Source organism: Clostridioides sp. LIBA-7678 (assembly GCF_056716065.1).
Genome location: NZ_CP196987.1, coordinates 3,566,385 through 3,586,095 on the forward strand (window position 1 = coordinate 3,566,385; position 19,711 = coordinate 3,586,095).

At 27.1% G+C, this 19,711-nt stretch carries 17 protein-coding genes; 3 read left to right on the plus strand and 14 right to left on the minus strand.

Features of this window, described 5'->3' with window-relative positions; translation table 11 throughout:
- Window positions 1–228: 228 nt before the first annotated feature.
- The 5 genes from ACTG46_RS16550 to pepI form a co-directional block, all read right to left on the minus strand.
- Window positions 229–726 (minus strand): CarD family transcriptional regulator, encoded by a 498-nt coding sequence (locus ACTG46_RS16550; RefSeq protein WP_479923230.1) that lies wholly within the window; start codon window positions 724–726, stop codon window positions 229–231.
- A gap of 214 nt (window positions 727–940) precedes the next feature.
- Complete coding sequence (locus ACTG46_RS16555) at window positions 941–2,350, minus strand: vWA domain-containing protein (protein WP_479923231.1); 1,410 nt, start codon at window positions 2,348–2,350, stop codon at window positions 941–943.
- 3 nt (window positions 2,351–2,353) lie between these two features.
- Window positions 2,354–3,484 carry an ATP-binding protein gene (locus ACTG46_RS16560; protein ID WP_407815162.1) on the minus strand — a complete coding sequence of 377 codons (1,131 nt, stop codon included), beginning with the start codon at window positions 3,482–3,484 and terminating at the stop codon, window positions 2,354–2,356.
- An 11-nt stretch (window positions 3,485–3,495) separates the two neighbouring features.
- Entirely contained in the window at window positions 3,496–4,299 is an 804-nt protein-coding gene (locus ACTG46_RS16565) for a hypothetical protein (protein WP_074179877.1), read from the minus strand.
- A 289-nt stretch (window positions 4,300–4,588) separates the two neighbouring features.
- Complete coding sequence (gene pepI / locus ACTG46_RS16570; RefSeq protein ID WP_479923232.1) at window positions 4,589–5,470, minus strand: proline iminopeptidase; 882 nt, start codon at window positions 5,468–5,470, stop codon at window positions 4,589–4,591.
- A 470-nt stretch (window positions 5,471–5,940) separates the two neighbouring features.
- Here pepI and ACTG46_RS16575 point away from each other — a divergent pair, with 470 nt between their 5' ends.
- Window positions 5,941–6,915, plus strand: a complete 975-nt coding sequence (locus ACTG46_RS16575; protein ID WP_479923233.1) for an aromatic acid exporter family protein — start codon at window positions 5,941–5,943, stop codon at window positions 6,913–6,915.
- A 115-nt stretch (window positions 6,916–7,030) separates the two neighbouring features.
- Here the strand turns inward: ACTG46_RS16575 and ACTG46_RS16580 are convergent, their stop codons facing one another.
- The 8 genes from ACTG46_RS16580 to ACTG46_RS16615 all read right to left on the minus strand — a co-directional run bounded on the left by ACTG46_RS16580 (window position 7,031) and on the right by ACTG46_RS16615 (window position 15,721).
- Window positions 7,031–8,062, minus strand: coding sequence for a transglutaminase domain-containing protein (locus tag ACTG46_RS16580; protein WP_479923234.1), 1,032 nt, complete (start codon window positions 8,060–8,062; stop codon window positions 7,031–7,033).
- Between the two features lie 627 nt (window positions 8,063–8,689).
- Window positions 8,690–9,709 (minus strand): HAMP domain-containing histidine kinase, encoded by a 1,020-nt coding sequence (locus ACTG46_RS16585; RefSeq protein WP_479923235.1) that lies wholly within the window; start codon window positions 9,707–9,709, stop codon window positions 8,690–8,692.
- Entirely contained in the window at window positions 9,706–10,383 is a 678-nt protein-coding gene (locus ACTG46_RS16590; protein ID WP_054271563.1) for a response regulator transcription factor, read from the minus strand. Before ACTG46_RS16590 ends, ACTG46_RS16585 begins: the two co-directional genes overlap by 4 nt.
- A 151-nt stretch (window positions 10,384–10,534) precedes the next feature.
- Window positions 10,535–12,442, minus strand: coding sequence for an FtsX-like permease family protein (locus ACTG46_RS16595; protein ID WP_479923236.1), 1,908 nt, complete (start codon window positions 12,440–12,442; stop codon window positions 10,535–10,537).
- Complete coding sequence (locus ACTG46_RS16600) at window positions 12,443–13,195, minus strand: ABC transporter ATP-binding protein (RefSeq protein WP_054271565.1); 753 nt, start codon at window positions 13,193–13,195, stop codon at window positions 12,443–12,445.
- 159 nt (window positions 13,196–13,354) lie between these two features.
- Entirely contained in the window at window positions 13,355–13,711 is a 357-nt protein-coding gene (locus ACTG46_RS16605) for a DUF4180 domain-containing protein (RefSeq protein ID WP_479923237.1), read from the minus strand.
- A 20-nt stretch (window positions 13,712–13,731) separates the two neighbouring features.
- On the minus strand, window positions 13,732–14,190 hold the full coding sequence (locus ACTG46_RS16610; RefSeq protein ID WP_054271567.1) for a helix-turn-helix domain-containing protein: 459 nt from the start codon (window positions 14,188–14,190) through the stop codon (window positions 13,732–13,734).
- Window positions 14,191–14,521: 331 nt separating this feature from the next.
- The gene (locus ACTG46_RS16615; protein WP_479923238.1) at window positions 14,522–15,721 is read right to left on the minus strand and encodes a S41 family peptidase; all 1,200 of its coding nucleotides are present in this window, start codon (window positions 15,719–15,721) and stop codon (window positions 14,522–14,524) included.
- Window positions 15,722–16,056: 335 nt separating this feature from the next.
- On the opposite strand from ACTG46_RS16615, the gene ACTG46_RS16620 reads away from it, so the two are divergent.
- Window positions 16,057–16,830, plus strand: coding sequence for a sulfite exporter TauE/SafE family protein (locus ACTG46_RS16620; protein ID WP_479923239.1), 774 nt, complete (start codon window positions 16,057–16,059; stop codon window positions 16,828–16,830).
- Window positions 16,831–16,844: 14 nt separating this feature from the next.
- Window positions 16,845–18,101: a DUF1254 domain-containing protein gene (locus ACTG46_RS16625; RefSeq protein ID WP_479923240.1), complete on the plus strand. Its 1,257-nt coding sequence runs from the start codon at window positions 16,845–16,847 to the stop codon at window positions 18,099–18,101.
- A 265-nt stretch (window positions 18,102–18,366) separates the two neighbouring features.
- Here ACTG46_RS16625 and xylA read toward each other — a convergent pair whose 3' ends face one another.
- Entirely contained in the window at window positions 18,367–19,704 is a 1,338-nt protein-coding gene (xylA, locus tag ACTG46_RS16630; protein ID WP_479923241.1) for a xylose isomerase, read from the minus strand.
- Window positions 19,705–19,711 lie beyond the last annotated feature (7 nt).

Genomic DNA, 19,711 nt, shown 5'->3' on the forward strand with positions numbered 1-19,711 from the left:
TATTTATAAATGTATATTTTAAAATTAATTTTATACTTCATTTTACCTTTTGTGTTGAATATTAATTTTTTCAAATTTATTACAGTCTATATTTAAATTATGTATAATTATTTTAAATTCAATATTTTTTATGTTTTAATACTTACAATCTAAATTATATTCTGCTCGTATTTTTTAATTATATTTTATTAGATTATGATTTTTAAATAAAAGATACTATAAAATACTTTATTGAGGTATATGACTTGATATATATGAACTAACTTCATCAGGAGAGATATCTAAAATAGTTGCAAATTCTTCATTCAATAATCTTTCGGCTTCTTTCATTATATTGTCATCTGCTTGATGTGTTTTTTTACCAATAGATTTTACATACTCTTTATTATCATATATACTTCTTATTAGTTTTATTAACTCTTCACATTTACCATTTCTAAGTATTTTTTTAAATTGCTCACTTCTTGTTTTTTCATTGTCTATCCATAGTGTATCCATATTAGGAATATCATTTATTAATGAAATAACATTAATTTTAGAAAGTAACTTTCTCATTGGTACTTTCTCATTATCTACAGGAATTTTTATTACTGTGTTACTAGAGTAAACAGGGCTTAACACATAATACTCTTTTTTTATTCCTTTTGTAATCTGTTCGTTTGTTATATCCAGGACTTTACATACTCCTGTCATACCATACATTATATAATCATCAACCTTAAACAAAAAACATCACCATCCTTAATAAAAAATAGCTTTGGCAACTGAATTCATCTTGCCAAAACTATCTGCTATATATTATATTTTAACATATTTTGGGACTTTAATGTGAATAAAACTTATATTATTAAAATAAAAAAATACATTAACCACTAGTTAATGTATTTTTTTAGATTTACATCGCAAATATAAATTAAAATAGTTTATATTTTATGAGTACTTATAAAATTGGAGCTTGACTATTCATTGAATATCCATCACTTCTTACATCGTTTATCTCTAATATTTCATTCTTTATTTCAACTTTAGTAAGTTTCTTAACTGCTCCATAAGACTCTTTCAATGAAAGTTCATCTCCCCTTCCAGAAATAACCCATAAAATCTTGTACCCTTTAGGTACTACTTGTAATTTACTTTCACCTTTCCCATCAGTAAAATAAACTAACAAATTAATCTTTTTATTATTGGCATATTCAAATACTGGAGAAAATCTAGTACCTCCACCTATACTAATTCTATCTTTTAGGTCCTTTTCGTTTCTCACCTTGTATACACGTCTAATTTCGTTATCACATTCTATAACCGTAATTTCATGACTATAGTTTTTCACAATATTGAGAACTTCTTTAATCGCTTGTTTAAACTCTTCATCACTGATACTTCCACTTATATCAAGAGCAACTGCTATTTCTGCTTTATGACTTCTAAGCTCCCCTCTCAGGTCTAATCTATTTGGTTGTCTTCTATTTCTTCTTGTTATAGTCTTCTTTTTATTACTTTCAACTGTACCCATTATCCTATTAAGATACAAGTTCCATGGCAATTCACCTTTACTATTTTTAATTGATGATATCATACTTTCTAAGTAAGCAGGAATTTTACCTTTTTGAGAACTATTAATAACTTTTTCAGTAAATTCTTTAAGAGTTTTTTCATCTATATCATTAGATTCTTCCCAAATATTATGAGTGTTTTCTGGACTATATTCAGTTTCTATATTTCCATATTTATCACTATCATCTTCTTCACCATCTTCATCCTCTTCTAGTAAATCTAATTCTGTTTGAATTTTTTCTACATAATATTCAAAAGGCTCATATGGCTCAAGTTTTAAGGAATATTTTAAATTTACCCATTCCAAAGTAGTTGCATATGGTGGCAAATTAGTTAAGAATTTATTTACTACTATGTCCATTGCCATATTGATAGCTAATGTGCTGTACTTTCCTTTTAATTCCTTAGCTCTCACCAAATGCATAGATAGTATGTGATGAATTTCATGTTTAATTGTAGTTTCCATTTGCTCTATATCAAGTGTTAAAAAAATCATTGGATTAAAGTATATAACATATTTAGCTCCTTTAAAATTTACACCTGTAGGGCTACTTATATCAAATCTTATCTCTCTTGACATCTGAAACAAAAAATATCCATAAAAATTATCCTTTTCTTCCATAAGACTTAAATTAACTTTATCTATAAGATTAAAAAACTCATACTTAAAATCTTGTGGTATATCTACATCAAATTTCTCATTCGCACGATTTGCCTTTAGCATAGAATGAGTACTTATAATTTCACTTGCTTTATTATAAAGTTCTTTTGCTTGCTTATCAAAATAATTTTCCATACATTATCCCCTTATTAGACTATAAGATTCAAAATATGATTTTACGAACTCTTCATTTTCTATGGCTTTTTTATACACTTCAGTATAACTGTTTCTAATATCCTTCATAATTCCTATCATTAAGTCTACAGGATATACTTTTAAAAATTCAATAAATCTATTAATATATTGATTTGATTCATATTTATCATTCTTAATATTTAATTCTAAGTTTTTTAAGATATTCATAGCTGATAGATAAAGCCTTGTATGACTTTCATCTTTTACTCTTTCTATAATAGAATCATCCATAGATTCTCCTAAAAAAACATCTTCATAAGATATTAATGGTTTAGAATCTGATTCAATAAAACTTATAAACTCTTCTGCAATAACCTTACCTATATTCCCTTTTATAACATTTAAAAATACTGCTCTAGGAATTGAATTGTTTTTTTCTTTATAAACTTTATAAATTTTAGATACTCTTTCATAACTTCTAGGAGTTGCTCTTACATCATCTTCATTTATTTTATGAAGATATTCTGGAAAAGTAGAAATAAATTCTATAACTTCTCTTTCAATTCCTTCATCAACTGCCCACTTTAACCATTGTGTATGCTCACTCTCCATATTCAGCCAAACAAATCTATTTTCTTGGGCTGCATCCATATCCACAACTTGATAATCAAAGTCTGAACCATATTTACTTGATGGGTTCATTGCTGCCAAAATCTTTACATCATCATGCAACTTATATCCATTAATCTCTCTATTCAAAATTAAATTCATAAGTTCTTGTTGCACTGTATGTTCACAACGATTTATCTCGTCTATAAATAAAAGAACACTCTTACCTTTAGATATCTCTTCATCAATTTCTCTTAATTTGTTATGAACAGCATATACTGTTGTTTTCTTTTCAATCTTATATCCATTTGAATTAACTCCTACATAAGATTCTATAGTTGGAAGACCACCTATTTCACCCTCTTTAAGCAGGTTCCCATCAATAACAACTAAACTCCAGTTATTTTCTTCAGCAAGTTTTTTTGCTAAAGCTGTTTTTCCTATCCCACTTTCTCCCACTATTAAGGGAACTTCTCCAGTGGATAATATTAAGTCAACGCTTTTTAATGTGTCTATAAAATTCATTTTTCTCTCTCCTACATAATCTTTAATTTCTCATCCACAGCTATTTTTTTTGCTGTCTTACTTCCATACTTATAAATAAACATAATTTTATCTATTGGCAGATTTTCACTATTCCTATCTATAACACTACAGTTTAAAAAATCTCTAACATATTTTTCTTCAACATTTTCCTTTGATAATACGTCTTTTAATACTCCCTCTAATTCATCTTTAGATATTTTCTTTATAATATATTTAATCACTAAAATGTTAACTTTCAAAAACTCTAACATTTTATTCTTATCTAAATCAGTTATAAAGCCAATAGCTGCTTCATTATTTTTTATAGCTATAATTTCTGCATTATAACTAGGTGATTCTATATATCTTAATGCATCATAACTTATTCTAACTGCCTCTTCTTGTACACTTTCATAAGGCTCTTTTATAAATTTTATTGAATCATAATTTTTTCTTACTGCTAATAATTGCAGTTCTTCACTTGGATTTTTAGCATACTTAATAGCCCATCCAGCTTGATTTATAGCCATCTTAATAACTCTATCAGTTGGATTTTTGATATAGTCTAGTATACTCCACCCCTCATTTACTGCTTTTATCATCATATCTTCAGTTGGATTATCTACAAATTTAATCGCCCTAACATTATTATCTATTGCTAACTCTTGCATCTCTCTAGTTGGATTATTTATATATTCTAGTACAAGCCCATTTTCTTTGATAGCTAGTAGTTTCATTTCATCAGTTGGATTATTTAAAGTAGATATAATATTAGGATTATTTTTTATCATTTCAATAACTCTTGATTTTTCCATAATATGCCTTTCTCTCTATAATTATTTTTATCTCTATACTAATTATAATAATCTATTCCTATTTATATAATTGTTTCTTATTATAATTAATATACTTTTTAAGCAAATTTAAACAGAATAATTATACCAATATATAAAAAAATTTCTAAAATACAGTAAAATTAAATACATATACATAAATTTAATTCCATTATCTGTAAATCTAGATAAGATTTTAATACTTCTATTAATAATAAAAAAAGACTAGACAATATGTCCAGCCTCTTTTTTATATAAATTCACATTATTTTTAATCGTTAGCATCTAGCCATTTAGTTAAAACTTCTATATATTTATCATTTTCTTCAACAAATGGCATATGTCTTGAATACTCAAATAACTCCCACTTACTATTAGGAATTCTATCATACATAGTTTTTGCAATGTATGGTGAACATAAATCTATTGCTCCACTAGTTACTAAGCAAGGTTCCTTGATTTCATGTAATCTATCTGTAAACTCATATCCAGAAAGTGTCCCTGTAGGCGAAAATTCATTTTGTCCCCATCCTACAATATATGCTTCAGAACCTGATTTTTTAGGTCTTCTTAGGCATTCAGGAGAATCTTCTGTTACTTCACCTGCACAATACATTTCCATAAATTTTTCTAGCGCATCATTATATTCCTTGCTAGAGTAATCTCCAGTATTTACTGCATCAAACAATGCTTTTTGGTCAGCCTCATCCATATATGAGATTCTTCTTTTTTGTTCTTTCTCCCAAAGCTTTGCAGAAGAAAGAGTAGATGAAAGAATGTATGACTTGATACCTTGTGGTTTATACTCAAGAGCATACCAAATAGCCTGCATACCTCCCCAAGATTGACCTAATAGATGAATTTCTTCAAGTCCTAGATGCTTTCTCAGTTCAATAAGCTCCTTTATCCAAGTGTCAGCATTAAATAACTCAGGATGCCCTTCTACAAATGAATTTCCACAACCAATTTGGTCATACATTATTACTTGTCTACCACTCTCAGCTACCTTATCCAATACTTCAAAATAGTTGTGTGTAGAACCTGGTCCTCCGTGAAGTAGTACTAATGGTTTCTTCCCTTCAGTGTTTTCTCCTACTATACGATAATAGGTTTTAAAACCTTCAAAAGGCATATATCCTTCAGTAATTTTCATGTTTATCTCCTCCAATTTGCTATTATGAACAATAATTATGTTCATTAATATGGCTATTTAAAGCTTATAATACACCTTTATTGATGTATTTTAATCTTTACTTTTGTGTTCATAAATAGTATAACATAAAAGAAAAAAATCTCCATACCAAATCAATTATAAAATCACATTAACTATATAATTTTATTTTATGTTAATAATAATAGATATATTTATAGTTATATTGTTCGATAATATATATAGTAATATAAAATATTATTTCCTCAATAGAATATAATTATTTTATATTCATTATAATATTTTGTATTCTACAATGTTTTACATTAAAAAAGATATCTTTGTATTTCTATTTGCTTATCTTTTTATCGATTTTTACAGTATTTTTTAAATAAAATATTGTTAACTCCATTTCAAATAAAATTGGTTTTATGATAAAATTATTTTTATTATATTTTAAAGGAGGCTTGTATTTGAACAATATCGATTTACTTAAAGTTATAAAGTTATCTTTAGGATGCTCTCTTGCTATATTTATTGCTTGGCTATTAAAATTAGAATACTCAATGGTTGCTGGAGTTATAGTACTACTTACAGTAAAGAACACTAAAAAAGAAACTCTTAAAGGCTTTATTGGAAAGTTTTATGGTTTTCTTTTATGTACTCTTTTTTCCTACTTATGTTTTAATATTTTAGGATATAATTTGACTTCATTTTCAATATTTATATTTATAATTATACCAATTTGTTTTTTATTAAATATTCAAGATGTCATTGCTATGTGTGTAGTCATCGCATCCCATTACTTCATTCAAGAAGAAACATCTATTAAGTGGATTTTAAACGAAGCTGGAATATTTGCAATAGGGACTGGAATAGGTGTCATAATAAATATGTATATTCCAACAAATATACATAAAATCTATGAAGTTCAAAAAAAGTTACAAGAAGAAGTGAGCGTTGTACTTATAGACATTGCAGATATTATTGTAAACCCTAAAAAAGAGAATGAATATAGTAGAGATTTATATACATTAAATTCACTTATTGATAGAAGTATTTCTGAAACTTATGATAATATTAATAATACTTTATTAAATGACACTAGATTCTTCTTAGAGCACATGGATATTATAAAAAGCCAACGGGACATTTTAGAAAGTTTGTATGGTTATGTATGTCAACTAAATTCTACACCACCACAAGCTCATATTCTATCTGCTTTCATACATAAGATAGGTTATACCAAATTTGAAGCTGAAACAGGAAATCTACTTCTTGAGGAATCGGATAGATTATTGTCAAGTATGAAAAATCAACCTTTACCTGTAAATAGAATAGAATTTGAGAATAGAGCCATTTTATTCTTATGCTTGACTAAGTTAAAACAGTTTTTAATTAATCGTATACATGCTCAGGAACTTAGAGATAATAATTTTTATAAATAAAAAGAGGAGAAATACAGTAGTTGACCCAACTAAAAAATATCAGATATAATGTTAAATGCGCCCCCAATAAGAGGGCGCAATGTTTATAATTTATTCTACGGTCATGAGTTAATCATTATTCATATCGAATATACATTACTTGACCAAGTCCAATATTAGCTTTTTCATCGGTAATTTCTATTTTAATAGTCACATCATTTTTTTTGCAGTACTTCGCTAATTCTGCACCAGAACGATTTCTACCACTAAAATCTAAAGAAAAAGGCTTATCATATTCAAAAGGATATTCAACAGGTTTACCTTCTGGCGCTAATGCAAACATCCCATATGGTGTGTTCATAAATCCTATTACAGCAATCGTAAGATTTGATGGATTTAAATTTGATTTACTACCTATAAATTTAACTGTATTTACTGATGAATTAATTACAATACATTGAACACCTTCATACATTACATGTTTGTCCTTTATATCTCCAAATTTTCCAACAACCTTTGCCCCTTCTTGATGTGGTAACATAGTGTGCTTCCCAGGTGGTGCTGGTTTTTGAGTTTGTACTACTGCTCCAACTGTTGGATATGCTGTTTTATCAAATGGTAATGGGTGGCTAAGACTCTTGTATATAATGTCCTTTCCTGCTGACTTATTAGCATCAATATCTACGTGATACAAACGCCCATCACCAAAACGGATAAGATTCCACTGGTGGTCATTTGATGTACTATGGACATAATAACATTCAATTCCCATAGCATCACATAAAGCTTTAAAGCTCCTAGCCATTCCAGAGCATGCTCCTTTTTTAGTAACCAATGTATAGGCAGTATTGGCTCCCTCTGCTGCGTTCCAGTCAACATATGTTGTGTTATTTTTAATGTGATTATAGGCAACTAAAATCTTAGCATCTGTCGTCATATTCTTTGTGATTTTCTTATTCATAAAATCTGCTGTTGCTTGTGCTACTGAATTCAATTGTGCTTGTGACAGCTTTGGGCCATATATGCTATTAGTTCCTGTGACATAGCTTTTTGGTGTTTTTGCAGTTACTTCCTTGGCTGTCATACCATAAACTGTCATACTCATACCTGAGGTTAAAACTATTGTTGCAATCAATAGCTTGGTAGCTAACTTTCTAATTTTCTTCATACTCAATATTCTCCTTTATAAAATATAGTTACTTCCTATTCCTTGCCATTAATAAGGCTCACTTTGGATTTAAAAAGGTGGATTGTCAACATGTCTGTTTCTACATTCATACTTTTGTGAAATGTTCAAATTTCATGGAAAATCTAGTCGATATTTTTACATAGTTTGTATACAATATAACTAGAAAATCAGTGCCTTTGCTGTCAGCTTGATAAAATGATGTTAATTAATATATTCAACACCATTATCATGTAGCAAATGCTATCTCTTTCCAATTATTAGTAATGGCAAGAATAAATAGAATTGTAAATAATAGAGTTAAGGCTAATTTTGTATACATTTTATACAATCTCCACCTAATATTATATCTATTATAATTTTAATATTCAATACAGTTTCTGGAAAAATATAGAATGTATTCATAAAAATACTATATTATGATAAACTTTATTATATTTTAATTATACTATAAATATTATTTATTTAAATATAGGGACAGGTTTAAAATAAAAATATTACTGGAATTTTTTTATTCCAGTAATATTTTTATTTTAAAGCAGATAAAAGTCTTTATAAAATTTATGCAAATATTTTTATCTCTAATATTGTTATAGTCTTTATAATAACCTAACTATCTAGGTCTAAATAATCTGATATATCATAAAAATAGATATTAAAAATTGTATACGAACCATTTTCTGAACATACATCAATGTCATGACCCAAATTATCTATCATTTTCTTTACAAAATATAACCCCATTCCAGTAGACTTATACAATTGATTTCTTCCATTTGTACCTGTAAAACCTTTATCAAAAATCCTAACTATATCTTCTTCACTTATGCCTATTCCAAAATCTTTTATAGATAACACTACTCCATTTTCTAACTCCCTTGAATCAAACTCAATTTTACCAGCTTTTTTAGAATACTTTATGGCATTATTAATAATTTGGTCTAAAATATATGACATACATTTAGAGTCTGTATAGACATCATAGTCTAGTTTATTTAAACTAACTTCAATGTTATTTTTTATAAGCAAAAATGAGTTATTTTTTATAGCCATTTTTACTAATTTTTCTAATTTAACCTTATTTATAAATACATCTTCAAACATGGTATTACTTCTACTACTATATAAAATGGAGTTAACTAAAAAGTTTATCTTAGCAACTTGATTCTTAATATCTATACTATCTTCTATACTGCTTAACCTATCTGTAATTATACTCAAAGAAGATATTGGAATCTTTATTTCATGAACCCACTTAGCCATGTACTCATCTAATTCTTTTAAAGATTGTTTATAAATTTCTATATCATTGTTATTTTTTATTTTTAGATTTTCTATAATAGCTCTCATTAGATTCTCTTCAAAAGATTGTCCCTCAACCAAATAACCATCTATTTCACCATTATCTTCTATACAATCATATAAACTTTTATAACTATTTCTAAAGCTGATATAATCCACAACAAAAAATAATATTGTTATAAATATTACTAAAAAATCCAAATATACCAACTCTGCATATTTATTTTTAAATACATCTATAGCAAATAAGTATATATTTATTATGCTGACTATAATTAAACAGATGATAAGATACTTAGACCTACCTTTTAAATACTTCGCTATCATTGTATTATATATCCTATGCCCTTCTTAGTTTTTATAAAATCATCAAAACCTAACTCTTTAACTTTACTTCTCAATCTATTCATATTTACAGTAAGTGCATTATCTGTCACAAACTCATCATTATTCCATAGAGTCATCATAAGACTTTCCCTTGATACAACTCTATTCTTATTTTTTAATAATAAGGTTAAAATTTTTATTTCATTTTTAGTCAATTCTAAACTTTCATCCTTGTATTTGTGCTTTATAATTCCTCTTCCTGCATCAAATATCAACTCGTCGTAGTACATAATACTACTAGAGTCACTATAATTGTAGACTCTTCTTATTATACCGTTTATTTTGGTAACTAATATATCTATAGAAAATGGTTTGGTAATATAATCATCTGCTCCATTATTTATCCCCATTATTAAATCCATATCAGAATCTCTTGATGATAAAAATATTATTGGTACATTAGAAATAGCTCTAATTTTCTCACACCAGTAAAAACCATTATATAATGGTAAGTTTACATCTAAAAGTACTACATCTGGTTTTTTGTCTATAAATTCATCTAAAACTGCTTCAAAGTTATTAATTAATTCTACATTAAATCCCCATTTATCCAATGCAAGAGCAATTTCTTTTGATAAATCAATATCGTCTTCTACTAATAAAATTCTATACATTTGCGTACTCTCCATTATTTTAATATTTAATTATGTTATAAATTATTAATATAATAACATATTTTATATAGGTTTATTGGTCAAATTCTTTAGTTAATCAACAAAGAGACTCTTATTAAAAGAATCTCCTCGTTTTTTAGTAATTTATTAATTAGTTTTTATATACTACACGCTTAAACTTACTGACAGATACTGCTCCATATATTATAAATATTATCAAGCATATAACTAAACTTAGTATATATATACTAAATAAATTAGCCATCATTAATTCTCCTGCTAACCTCAATGCAAAATAACTAGATATTGTTGCACTTAACATTGGTAAAGTATAAAAGATAGCTACTTCTTTAAGTATAGCTCTATTTATATCTTTTTCTGTAGTACCTATTTTCAATAAAATCTTGTATTTATCTTTATCTTCATATGCATCACTATATATTTTCATGTAAATTATACTTCCAGCCACAAGTGCAAATACTAAGAATAAAAATACAAGCACTACATATGCAAACTTCATCCATTGACTTTCATTTTGAGCTTTATATCCATTTTGAATATAACCATTTTTTAAACTTAAATTCTTTTCAATATTTTTAAACATCACCTGGCTATTTTCTTCTTTAGATACTTTTGCCCCATAAAAATATACTTGTTGTCCTTTATTTCTTAATTTGAAATATGTATCATCATTTACTACTATGATGCTTTGATTAAATCCTGTGCCTAACACTGGAACTTTTACTTCTCCCTTTGAAATATTATATAAATGTCCATCAAGGGTTACATGAGCTTCTTTTGTAGCTACTGTTACTATAGTTTGAGGGCTTTTTAACTCTATTACATTATCTCCTCTAACTAGCTTATCACCATACTCTTTTAATTCTTCATCATGACCATTTTCTTTAAGGATATTGCTAAAATCGCTATATTTTATTATAGCATTAGTTTTGTCATAAACATTCTTACTATCTGTGTTTTCTAAAATTGTTAGCTCTGGGTTTACTGAATATTTTATCTTATTAGTATCTTTTATTCTATTCTCTATTTGTGTTTTATTCACTTCATCTTTGTCCAATGAAACTATACTGACAGTATATACATTTCTTTGCTCTTGAGCATTTTGATGTATAAATTTCATTGCAACTGATGCTCCAAGAGTAGATATTGTAGTGGTTATAATTATTGCTATTATAGCATAAGTTTTATAGTTTTTATTTAATCTGTAATTTATATTGTTTATTGCAATTATATTGTTTCCATTAAATAATATTTTTTTATTTTTTATTATAATATCAAATATAACAGGAACAACTGATTTAAATAGTCCATAAGTCCCAACTATTATTATAGCTATAACAGGTATTACACTCATTATATTTCCAGTCCTTATATTAGTAGAAAGGTAATAACCATATCCTATTACTATAATTGATATTATAGCTAAAATATATATACCTATTCCTACTTTAGGTATTTTTTCTTGCTTTTTAGATGTATTAATTAGATTTATTACGCTACTTCTACATATTGTTATAAAACCTTTTATAGCCATTACTATAAATATAGAGATAAATATCAAAGTAGTATATAGTATAGCTTCCATGCTAAGCCCATTAGATACCTTTATATCAAATCCAGATAACTTTATTATCACTACTTGAAAAAATCTAGAAGTTATTATTCCTATAATTATTCCTGTTATACAAGAACTTACCCCTATAAGCATATTTTCTACAAAATATATTCTTCCTATCGTATATAAGTCTAACCCCATAAAAGACAATATCCCAATTTCTTTTGACCTATTTTTAAAAAATATATTTGTTGCATACCAGATGAAGAAAAATAAAAATACTGATAGTATCATTATTACAGCTATTAACACTGATAATGTAAAATTTTTATTTTCTCCTTGCAATACATTTATAGCATCACCATATCTTAATAATTCAAAATTAGTTAGTACAACTACTGAAAAAACCATAGATATAAAAAATGCTAGATATGTTCTTATATTACTCTTAAAATTATTATACGCAATTCCAAGTATACTCACTTACATGTCACCTCCCATAGAGGCCAACATATCCATAATTTTTTTATAAAATTCTTTTCTGTTACTTCCTTTATTTAATTTGCACTTTATATTCCCATCATTTATCATGTATACTTCATTAGAATAACTTGCAGTTAGAGGGTCATGTGTAATCATTATAATAGTAGCATTATTTTCTCTATTTATTCTTTCTAATGATTCTAAAAGCTCATATGCTGACTTAGAGTCTAAAGCACCTGTTGGTTCATCTGCAAATATAACTGCTGGGTTTGTAATTAATGACCTAGCTGCTGCTCCTCTTTGTTTTTGCCCTCCTGATAACTGATAAGGATATTTATCTAAATGATTTTCTAATCCAAATTTTTTGGCTATAGAAAATACCTTAGCTTCTATTTCCTTACTTTTCTTTTTTCCTAATGCTAGAGGAAGTGCTATGTTATCCATTAACTTCATATTATCTAATAAATTGTAGTCTTGAAATATAAATCCTATTTTTTCTCTTCTTAGTTTTGACAGTTCATTATTTTTTACTTTTGATATATTAATTCCATCTAGGATTATCTCTCCTGAAGTTTGTTTATCAAGTGTAGACATAAGATTTAGTAATGTTGTTTTCCCTGCACCAGATGGACCCATTATCGCTATAAAATCACCTTCATTGACTGTAAGAGATATATTTTTTAATACATTTGTTCTAAATCCTTTTATCCCATAATCTTTTGATATATTTTTTATTTTTAATATTTCTTTCATAATAATAGCCTCCAGTTGCTAATTTTTTAATATATGTTTATTTTAAAGGTTTTATATAGATAAATCCTTAAGCAAATATTACATTTTAACTGTTAACATTACACTTTCGTAACATAGGCAAAAAGGCTATTAAAGTATTTAGTCTATAACTTTATATTATCAATTTATATTTGAGATATGTTTTTTAGCACTCTCAAAATTGTTCACTACTCTAAAATTATTTGATTTATTTAGCTCTAGCATTAATTCTGAAAATCTCTTATTTATCCTGCTTTCATCATCAATAATTACAACAACTTGTATCCTATAAGTCATAAATTTTTGTAATGCAATACCTGCTAATCCAGTTTTTAGATTTAAAAAATCATCTGAAAGTGAATTATTACTAAGCATAAGATAATTTATACCATGCTCCATACATATAGATATAATATCCATTATTTCTCCTTCAGAATTAAACTTACTCTCTAAAAAAATATATTTTCTGTCATTTTGTTCTTTTATATTATAATTCATTTTTATTCCTCATTTCTGTTTTAAATGTTTTCTATTAATATGGATATAGAACCTAACATATCCTCAATAAACTTTATATCTCCCCATAACATAACTCTAAGCCTATTTTCATTTTCATTATATTTCAAGTTAATAGTGGAGCCACTTGACATTGAGGTCGGATTATTTACAAGTGCCAAAAGTAAGTTTGATAAACGTGAGTATTCATTATTCGAGATACTATTTATATCAACTACTGTAGATACATTAACCTTTGGAATACATCCTAGTTCCTTATATGAATTCAATTTAAATTCTAAACCATTATTCTCATCACTCTTTACATCCATAAACCTATCTAAATCTTCTTTTGATATCCTCCATTGTTTGCCAACTTTATTAGCTTTTAATTTTTCATCTTTTATAAATTTTCTTATTGTCTTATGATGCATTTCTAAAATCTCTGCAACTTGGTCTATTGTATAAAACTTTTCGTCCATAATTACACTTACCTTTCATTTGATAATAACAATATATTAATTTAGAAATATCAAAAAGTCAAATTTATTTTGTATTTTATTGCTATCTATTAGACTCTAATATACTTTAATTCCATCTTATTGCATTCTAACATTTTCTAGTAACTTATTATAATATCTTTACTAAACTTATAAATTAAATTGCTTAATCATGTCCAACTATAATGAAAAATCTCTTAAGTAAAAAAGCAATTTGAAAAAATTTAAAATCTTTTCAAATTGCTTTTCACAGTGTATTTTTACATTTTTATATTTCAATATTTCAACTAACAAGATAACTTTTAAAAGCTTTCTAATTCTTAATATTTTCAAGCTCTAGTACCTTTTTTATACAATTATCATCTTCAAAATTCTTAGTTCTATCACAATCTCTCACTTTAAAGTCTGGAATAGTTTTAAATTCTTCATCACATACTCCATTCTTATTTAAATACATACAACTCGCCATTCTAACTATCAGACCACTATTTTTTAAGTTAAACAATACAGGGTCTATACATCCACCATCTCCTCCAGTAGTTTCACCTACTAAAGTAGCAAATTTAGTTTCCTTACAAAACATAGCAAATGCCTCTGATGATGAATATATTTTTTTATCTACAAGCAAATATATATTGCCTTTAAACTTTAAGTCACTTTTCGATTTTATGGTATAGGAAGTATTTTCAAAACCACTAAAATCTTTCATAATCTCTTCTGGTGCATTTTTCTTTATGTTTGTTGGTAAGTTTTCTACAGGTTCTAATTTTATATTTCTTACACTTGTATATTTTTTTACTATTTCATTATTATTTCTATAGATTCTATATCCATTTATTTTAACATCATTTTTTATAAGTTTAGATACAATTCCTTGCCAATATCTATCACTTCCACCTGAATTTCCTCTTATATCGATAATTAAAGCTTTATGTTTTTCTAGAGTATTAATATATGCTTCAATTGCTTTTAAATCATTGTCTATAGGTCCATGCTTTGATGACATAGATGGTAGATACATGTATCCTACTTTACCTTTGATTGCATCTTCCAAAATTAATTCTTTTTTCTCAAAAATATCCTTTGGAGCTTTTATTTTAGGATTTATAGAATCGTATCTATCCACAACTTTTTCATCATTAAGAAAATCGTACCAATCATTATTAGAATATGATTTCTTAAAAAGCTCATATCGTTTTTTATTGTCGATTAGCTCTGTATGTTTATTATTTAATTCAGATAATATGAATGACATTTCTTCTATAAATTCTTCATCATTTTCAGTATTCTTTATTCTTTTTATATATTCGCCCTTATTTTCTAACCAATCAGTATTATTAATTTTTTTATTTACATTTAAATAAGGATATCCTGTTTTTATAACATTATATACATGTTTAAAATCATCCATCTTTTCTTCTTCAGATAGTTGATTCTTTTGGGAATAAGTAGAATTACCTAATAAAATTATAAATGTTAAAATAATTACTAAAAACAATATTTTCTTTTTCATATAGTTATCATCAACTTTCAAATTTTATATTTTAATATATTAGTACCATCATAAATCTCTAACAATAATATTTAAACTTTATTATAATTCGTATATTAGTTAGGCATCTTTAATATCTTAATATTCTTATCGTAAATAGAAATTACTATTCTTATCTTTTTTAATTTATTTTAACTCAAAATAACTTCAAACAAATCAAAATGTAAGGGTCAAATAATTACTACATTTTATCATATATCTAAAGTATTTGTAAAAATAGATAAATTATTTTACTATTTTAGGGAACACTTACTATCAAGAAATCAACATAAAACTTCAGAATAGGAGAGATATATATGGTATTTTTTATAGTAGGATTTATAGCCTCTATTATAGGTGCAATTTCTGGTCTTGGTGGCGGAATTATCATAAAACCAGTACTAGATGCAGTAACTGAACTAGATGCTTCAGTTATAAACTTTTTATCAACATGTGCAGTATTTACTATGTCTTGTTCTGCTGTTACTAAACATATTAAATATAAAACTAAATTTGAAAAACCTACGACTGTCCTACTTGGAATAGGTGCAATTTTAGGTGGTTTAATTGGTACTGAGATATTTGAATTTATAGTTAATTTTATTAACAAAGATAGGTTTATAAAGCTAATTCAAAATGGACTCCTTTTGTCTTTATTAGTAATTATACTGGTGTACATAAATCTACCTAACAAAAAACAATTCCATATAAAGAATCGTATATTTACAGTTTTACTTGGATATACTCTAGGAATGATTTCATCTTTTTTAGGAATAGGTGGAGGCCCTATAAATATAACTGCTCTAACATTATTTTTCTCAATGAATTTAAAGAGTGCATCTGTTAACTCAATAATACTAATACTATTCTCACAAGCTTCAAAGATAATAACTCTATTAATTTCAAAGTCAATACCTTCAGGACTTGAAATATCGATGTTACTATATATAATTCCAGCTGCAATCTTAGGTGGAATATTCGGTACAACTATTAATAAAAAAATAAATAAAAGTAATTTAATCATTGCTTATAATTCAGTCATGTTATTCGTTATAATGACATGTCTGTGGAATATAATAAGATTATTTTAAAGGAGAGACTATAAATGAACAAAACTAATTTATTTGAAACAGTTAAAAATGCTTATATCTATGGATATCCAATAGTAGGTATGTATGAATTACTCTATACACAAATTATTAACCCAAAGACTAAGACAACAAGTTTTAATGAATTTGCTCATACTGCCACTGTAGCATCACCAAAAACATCATTTATACCAGCACCAAACAATGATACAACATATTCAAGAGCTTGGCTAGACTTACGTGAACAACCAGCAGTAATAGAAGTTCCAGACACCAATGATAGATACTACTCTATACAGTTATTAGACTTATTTACAGAAACAATTACTAATATTGGTAGAAGATTAACTGGGACAAAATCAAATAAATTTACTGTTATTGGACCAGATTGGAATGGTGATTTACCTAAAGATACCAATGTAATTAAAAGTGATACACCTTTTGCACTAGCATTTTTAAGGGTTCTTATCAATGATAAAAATGATGTTCAGGAAGTTAAAGATATACAAAACAAGTTTAGAATACATAGACTCTCCGAGATGTCTAACAAGACACATCATGATGACCATGATACCAAAGATTTGCCAATATATAAAAATTCAAATTACCATGAATTTTTTGAAACCCTTAATAGCATACTTTTATTAATCCCAACCTTAAAAACTAGAACAGACATATTGTCATCAAAACAGCTAAAAGAAGTTCCTGATGATATATTAAATGAAGCTTGTAATAGTGCGAAAAAACTTATTAATGAAGGTGGCTTAGCATTTGGAGAATCCCATAACTTCTGGAGAGTTGCTAGAAAAGGTATTGGTAATTATGGAGAAGATTATTTACAACGTTCAGTAGTGTGGCATAAAGGTGCTTTAGCTAATCAACCAGAAGAATCTTTATACCCAAGCACTTTCCAAGATAGTACTGGTCAATTTTTAGATGGAAATTTTGATTATGAGATAAAGTTCAATAAAAATGAACTTCCTCCTGTTAGCCAATTTTGGTCATTAACGATGTATTTGTTTAAAAATGCGTTCTTAGTAGATAATGAAATTGACCGCTACTCTATTGGAGACCGTACAAAAGGACTATTTTACGATGAAGATGGTTCACTAACCATATATATACAAAATAAATCACCTAAAGATAAAAATAAAATATCAAACTGGCTACCATCACCTAAAGATAAATTTTACATGACACTAAGATTATATGGCCCAAGTGAAGATGCTATTTTAGGTAAATGGTTACCTCCAGTTGTTACTAGAGTAAATTAATAAATTTGTTAATCCCAGATTGACCAAGCATTCTAAAACAATAGAACATAAAATTTATAAAACAGGCAAAATTGAAAATTGTTTAGTTCAATGTGATAACCCTAAAAAAGCTCAAGATTATTTAGACTTATTTGATAAGTTTACTCCATTTGTAAATATGCCATTTTGGTTGCAGTAAATTTTAAAATACCTATTTTGAATTTGTTATTTCAAAATAGGTATTTTATTATGATTTTAATTTGATTTTGTATTTTATAGATTATATCTACTTCTTAGATATTGTATCTACTTCATATATATATCTATTAAGTATAGATTCTAGCATTTCTTGTCTTCCAGACTTATTCTTTATCACTGGCATTTGTAGTGCATAAGTTTCTAATTCTTTAAATCCAACTTTACCATCTACTATGTCTTTACCTATACCTTCACTAAAGCTTGAGTATCTTTCTTTAGTAAAGTTTTCAAATACCTCATCTTCTAATAATTTATGAGCTACTAATAATCCCTTTGCAAATGTATCCATACCTGCAATATATGCTAGGAATAAGTCTTCCACTTCAAAAGATGCTCTTCTTACTTTAGAATCGAAATTGAAGCCTCCTGGAGCTATTCCCCCTTGTTTTAACACTTCATACATAGCAAGTGTTGCATCATATATATTTGTTGGAAACTGGTCTGTATCCCACCCTAATAATAGGTCTCCTTGATTCGCATCTATACTTCCTAAAACATCATTTATTCTTGCCATATTCAATTCATGCTGGAAAGTATGACCTGCAAGTGTAGCATGGTTTGCTTCTATATTCATTTTGAAGTATTTATCTAGATTATACTTTCTCAAAAATCCCAAAACAGTAGCAGTATCAAAATCATATTGATGTTTAGTTGGCTCTTTTGGTTTAGGTTCTATTAAAAACTGCCCAGTAAATCCTATTTCTTTAGCATAATCTACAGCCATTTGTAGAAATCTTGCGAAGTTGTCCATTTCAAGCTCTGTATTAGTGTTAAGTAAAGTTTCATAACCCTCTCTTCCACCCCAGAATACAAAGTTTTCTCCTCCTAAATACTTAGTTATTTCCATGGCTTTCTTAACTTGAGCTGCTGCATAAGCGTAAACATTAGCATTACATGTTGTAGATGCACCATGAACAAATCTTGGGTTTCCAAACATATTAGCAGTTCCCCATAATAACTTTATACCTGTTTCTTTCATCTTAACTTTTATGTATTCAACTATTTCATCTAATATCTTGTTTGTTTCTTCTAAATTTTTGCCTTCTGGAGCTATATCTCTGTCATGAAAACAGAAATAATCAATTCCCATTTTAGACATAAATTCAAATCCTGCATCAACTTTAATCTTTGCAATTTCAATTGGGTCTGTTATATTATTCCAAGGTCTCTCCACTGTACCTACTCCAAATGGGTCATTACCTTCTCCGCATAAAGTATGCCAGTAACTCATTGCAAATCTTAAGTGCTCTTTCATAGTCTTATTTCCTACTACTTGTTCAGGATTGTAGTATCTAAATGCTAACTCATTGTTAGATTGTGCTCCCTCAAAGTTTATCTGTCCTATTCCTTTAAATATTTCACTCATTTCATAT

Excerpts from the sequence above, each read along its gene's own strand:
- ACTG46_RS16555 (WP_479923231.1), bottom strand. The coding sequence starts at position 2,350 with ATGGAAAATTATTTTGATAAGCAAGCAAAAGAACTTTATAATAAAGCA.
- ACTG46_RS16560 (WP_407815162.1), bottom strand. The coding sequence starts at position 3,484 with ATGAATTTTATAGACACATTAAAAAGCGTTGACTTAATATTATCCACT.
- ACTG46_RS16565 (WP_074179877.1), bottom strand. The coding sequence starts at position 4,299 with ATGGAAAAATCAAGAGTTATTGAAATGATAAAAAATAATCCTAATATT.
- pepI (WP_479923232.1), bottom strand. The coding sequence starts at position 5,470 with ATGAAAATTACTGAAGGATATATGCCTTTTGAAGGTTTTAAAACCTAT.
- ACTG46_RS16580 (WP_479923234.1), bottom strand. The coding sequence starts at position 8,062 with ATGAAGAAAATTAGAAAGTTAGCTACCAAGCTATTGATTGCAACAATA.
- ACTG46_RS16585 (WP_479923235.1), bottom strand. The coding sequence starts at position 9,709 with ATGATAGCGAAGTATTTAAAAGGTAGGTCTAAGTATCTTATCATCTGT.
- ACTG46_RS16590 (WP_054271563.1), bottom strand. The coding sequence starts at position 10,383 with ATGTATAGAATTTTATTAGTAGAAGACGATATTGATTTATCAAAAGAA.
- ACTG46_RS16600 (WP_054271565.1), bottom strand. The coding sequence starts at position 13,195 with ATGAAAGAAATATTAAAAATAAAAAATATATCAAAAGATTATGGGATA.
- ACTG46_RS16605 (WP_479923237.1), bottom strand. The coding sequence starts at position 13,711 with ATGAATTATAATATAAAAGAACAAAATGACAGAAAATATATTTTTTTA.
- ACTG46_RS16610 (WP_054271567.1), bottom strand. The coding sequence starts at position 14,190 with ATGGACGAAAAGTTTTATACAATAGACCAAGTTGCAGAGATTTTAGAA.
- ACTG46_RS16615 (WP_479923238.1), bottom strand. The coding sequence starts at position 15,721 with ATGAAAAAGAAAATATTGTTTTTAGTAATTATTTTAACATTTATAATT.
- ACTG46_RS16620 (WP_479923239.1), top strand. The coding sequence starts at position 16,057 with ATGGTATTTTTTATAGTAGGATTTATAGCCTCTATTATAGGTGCAATT.
- ACTG46_RS16625 (WP_479923240.1), top strand. The coding sequence starts at position 16,845 with ATGAACAAAACTAATTTATTTGAAACAGTTAAAAATGCTTATATCTAT.
- xylA (WP_479923241.1), bottom strand. The coding sequence starts at position 19,704 with ATGAGTGAAATATTTAAAGGAATAGGACAGATAAACTTTGAGGGAGCA.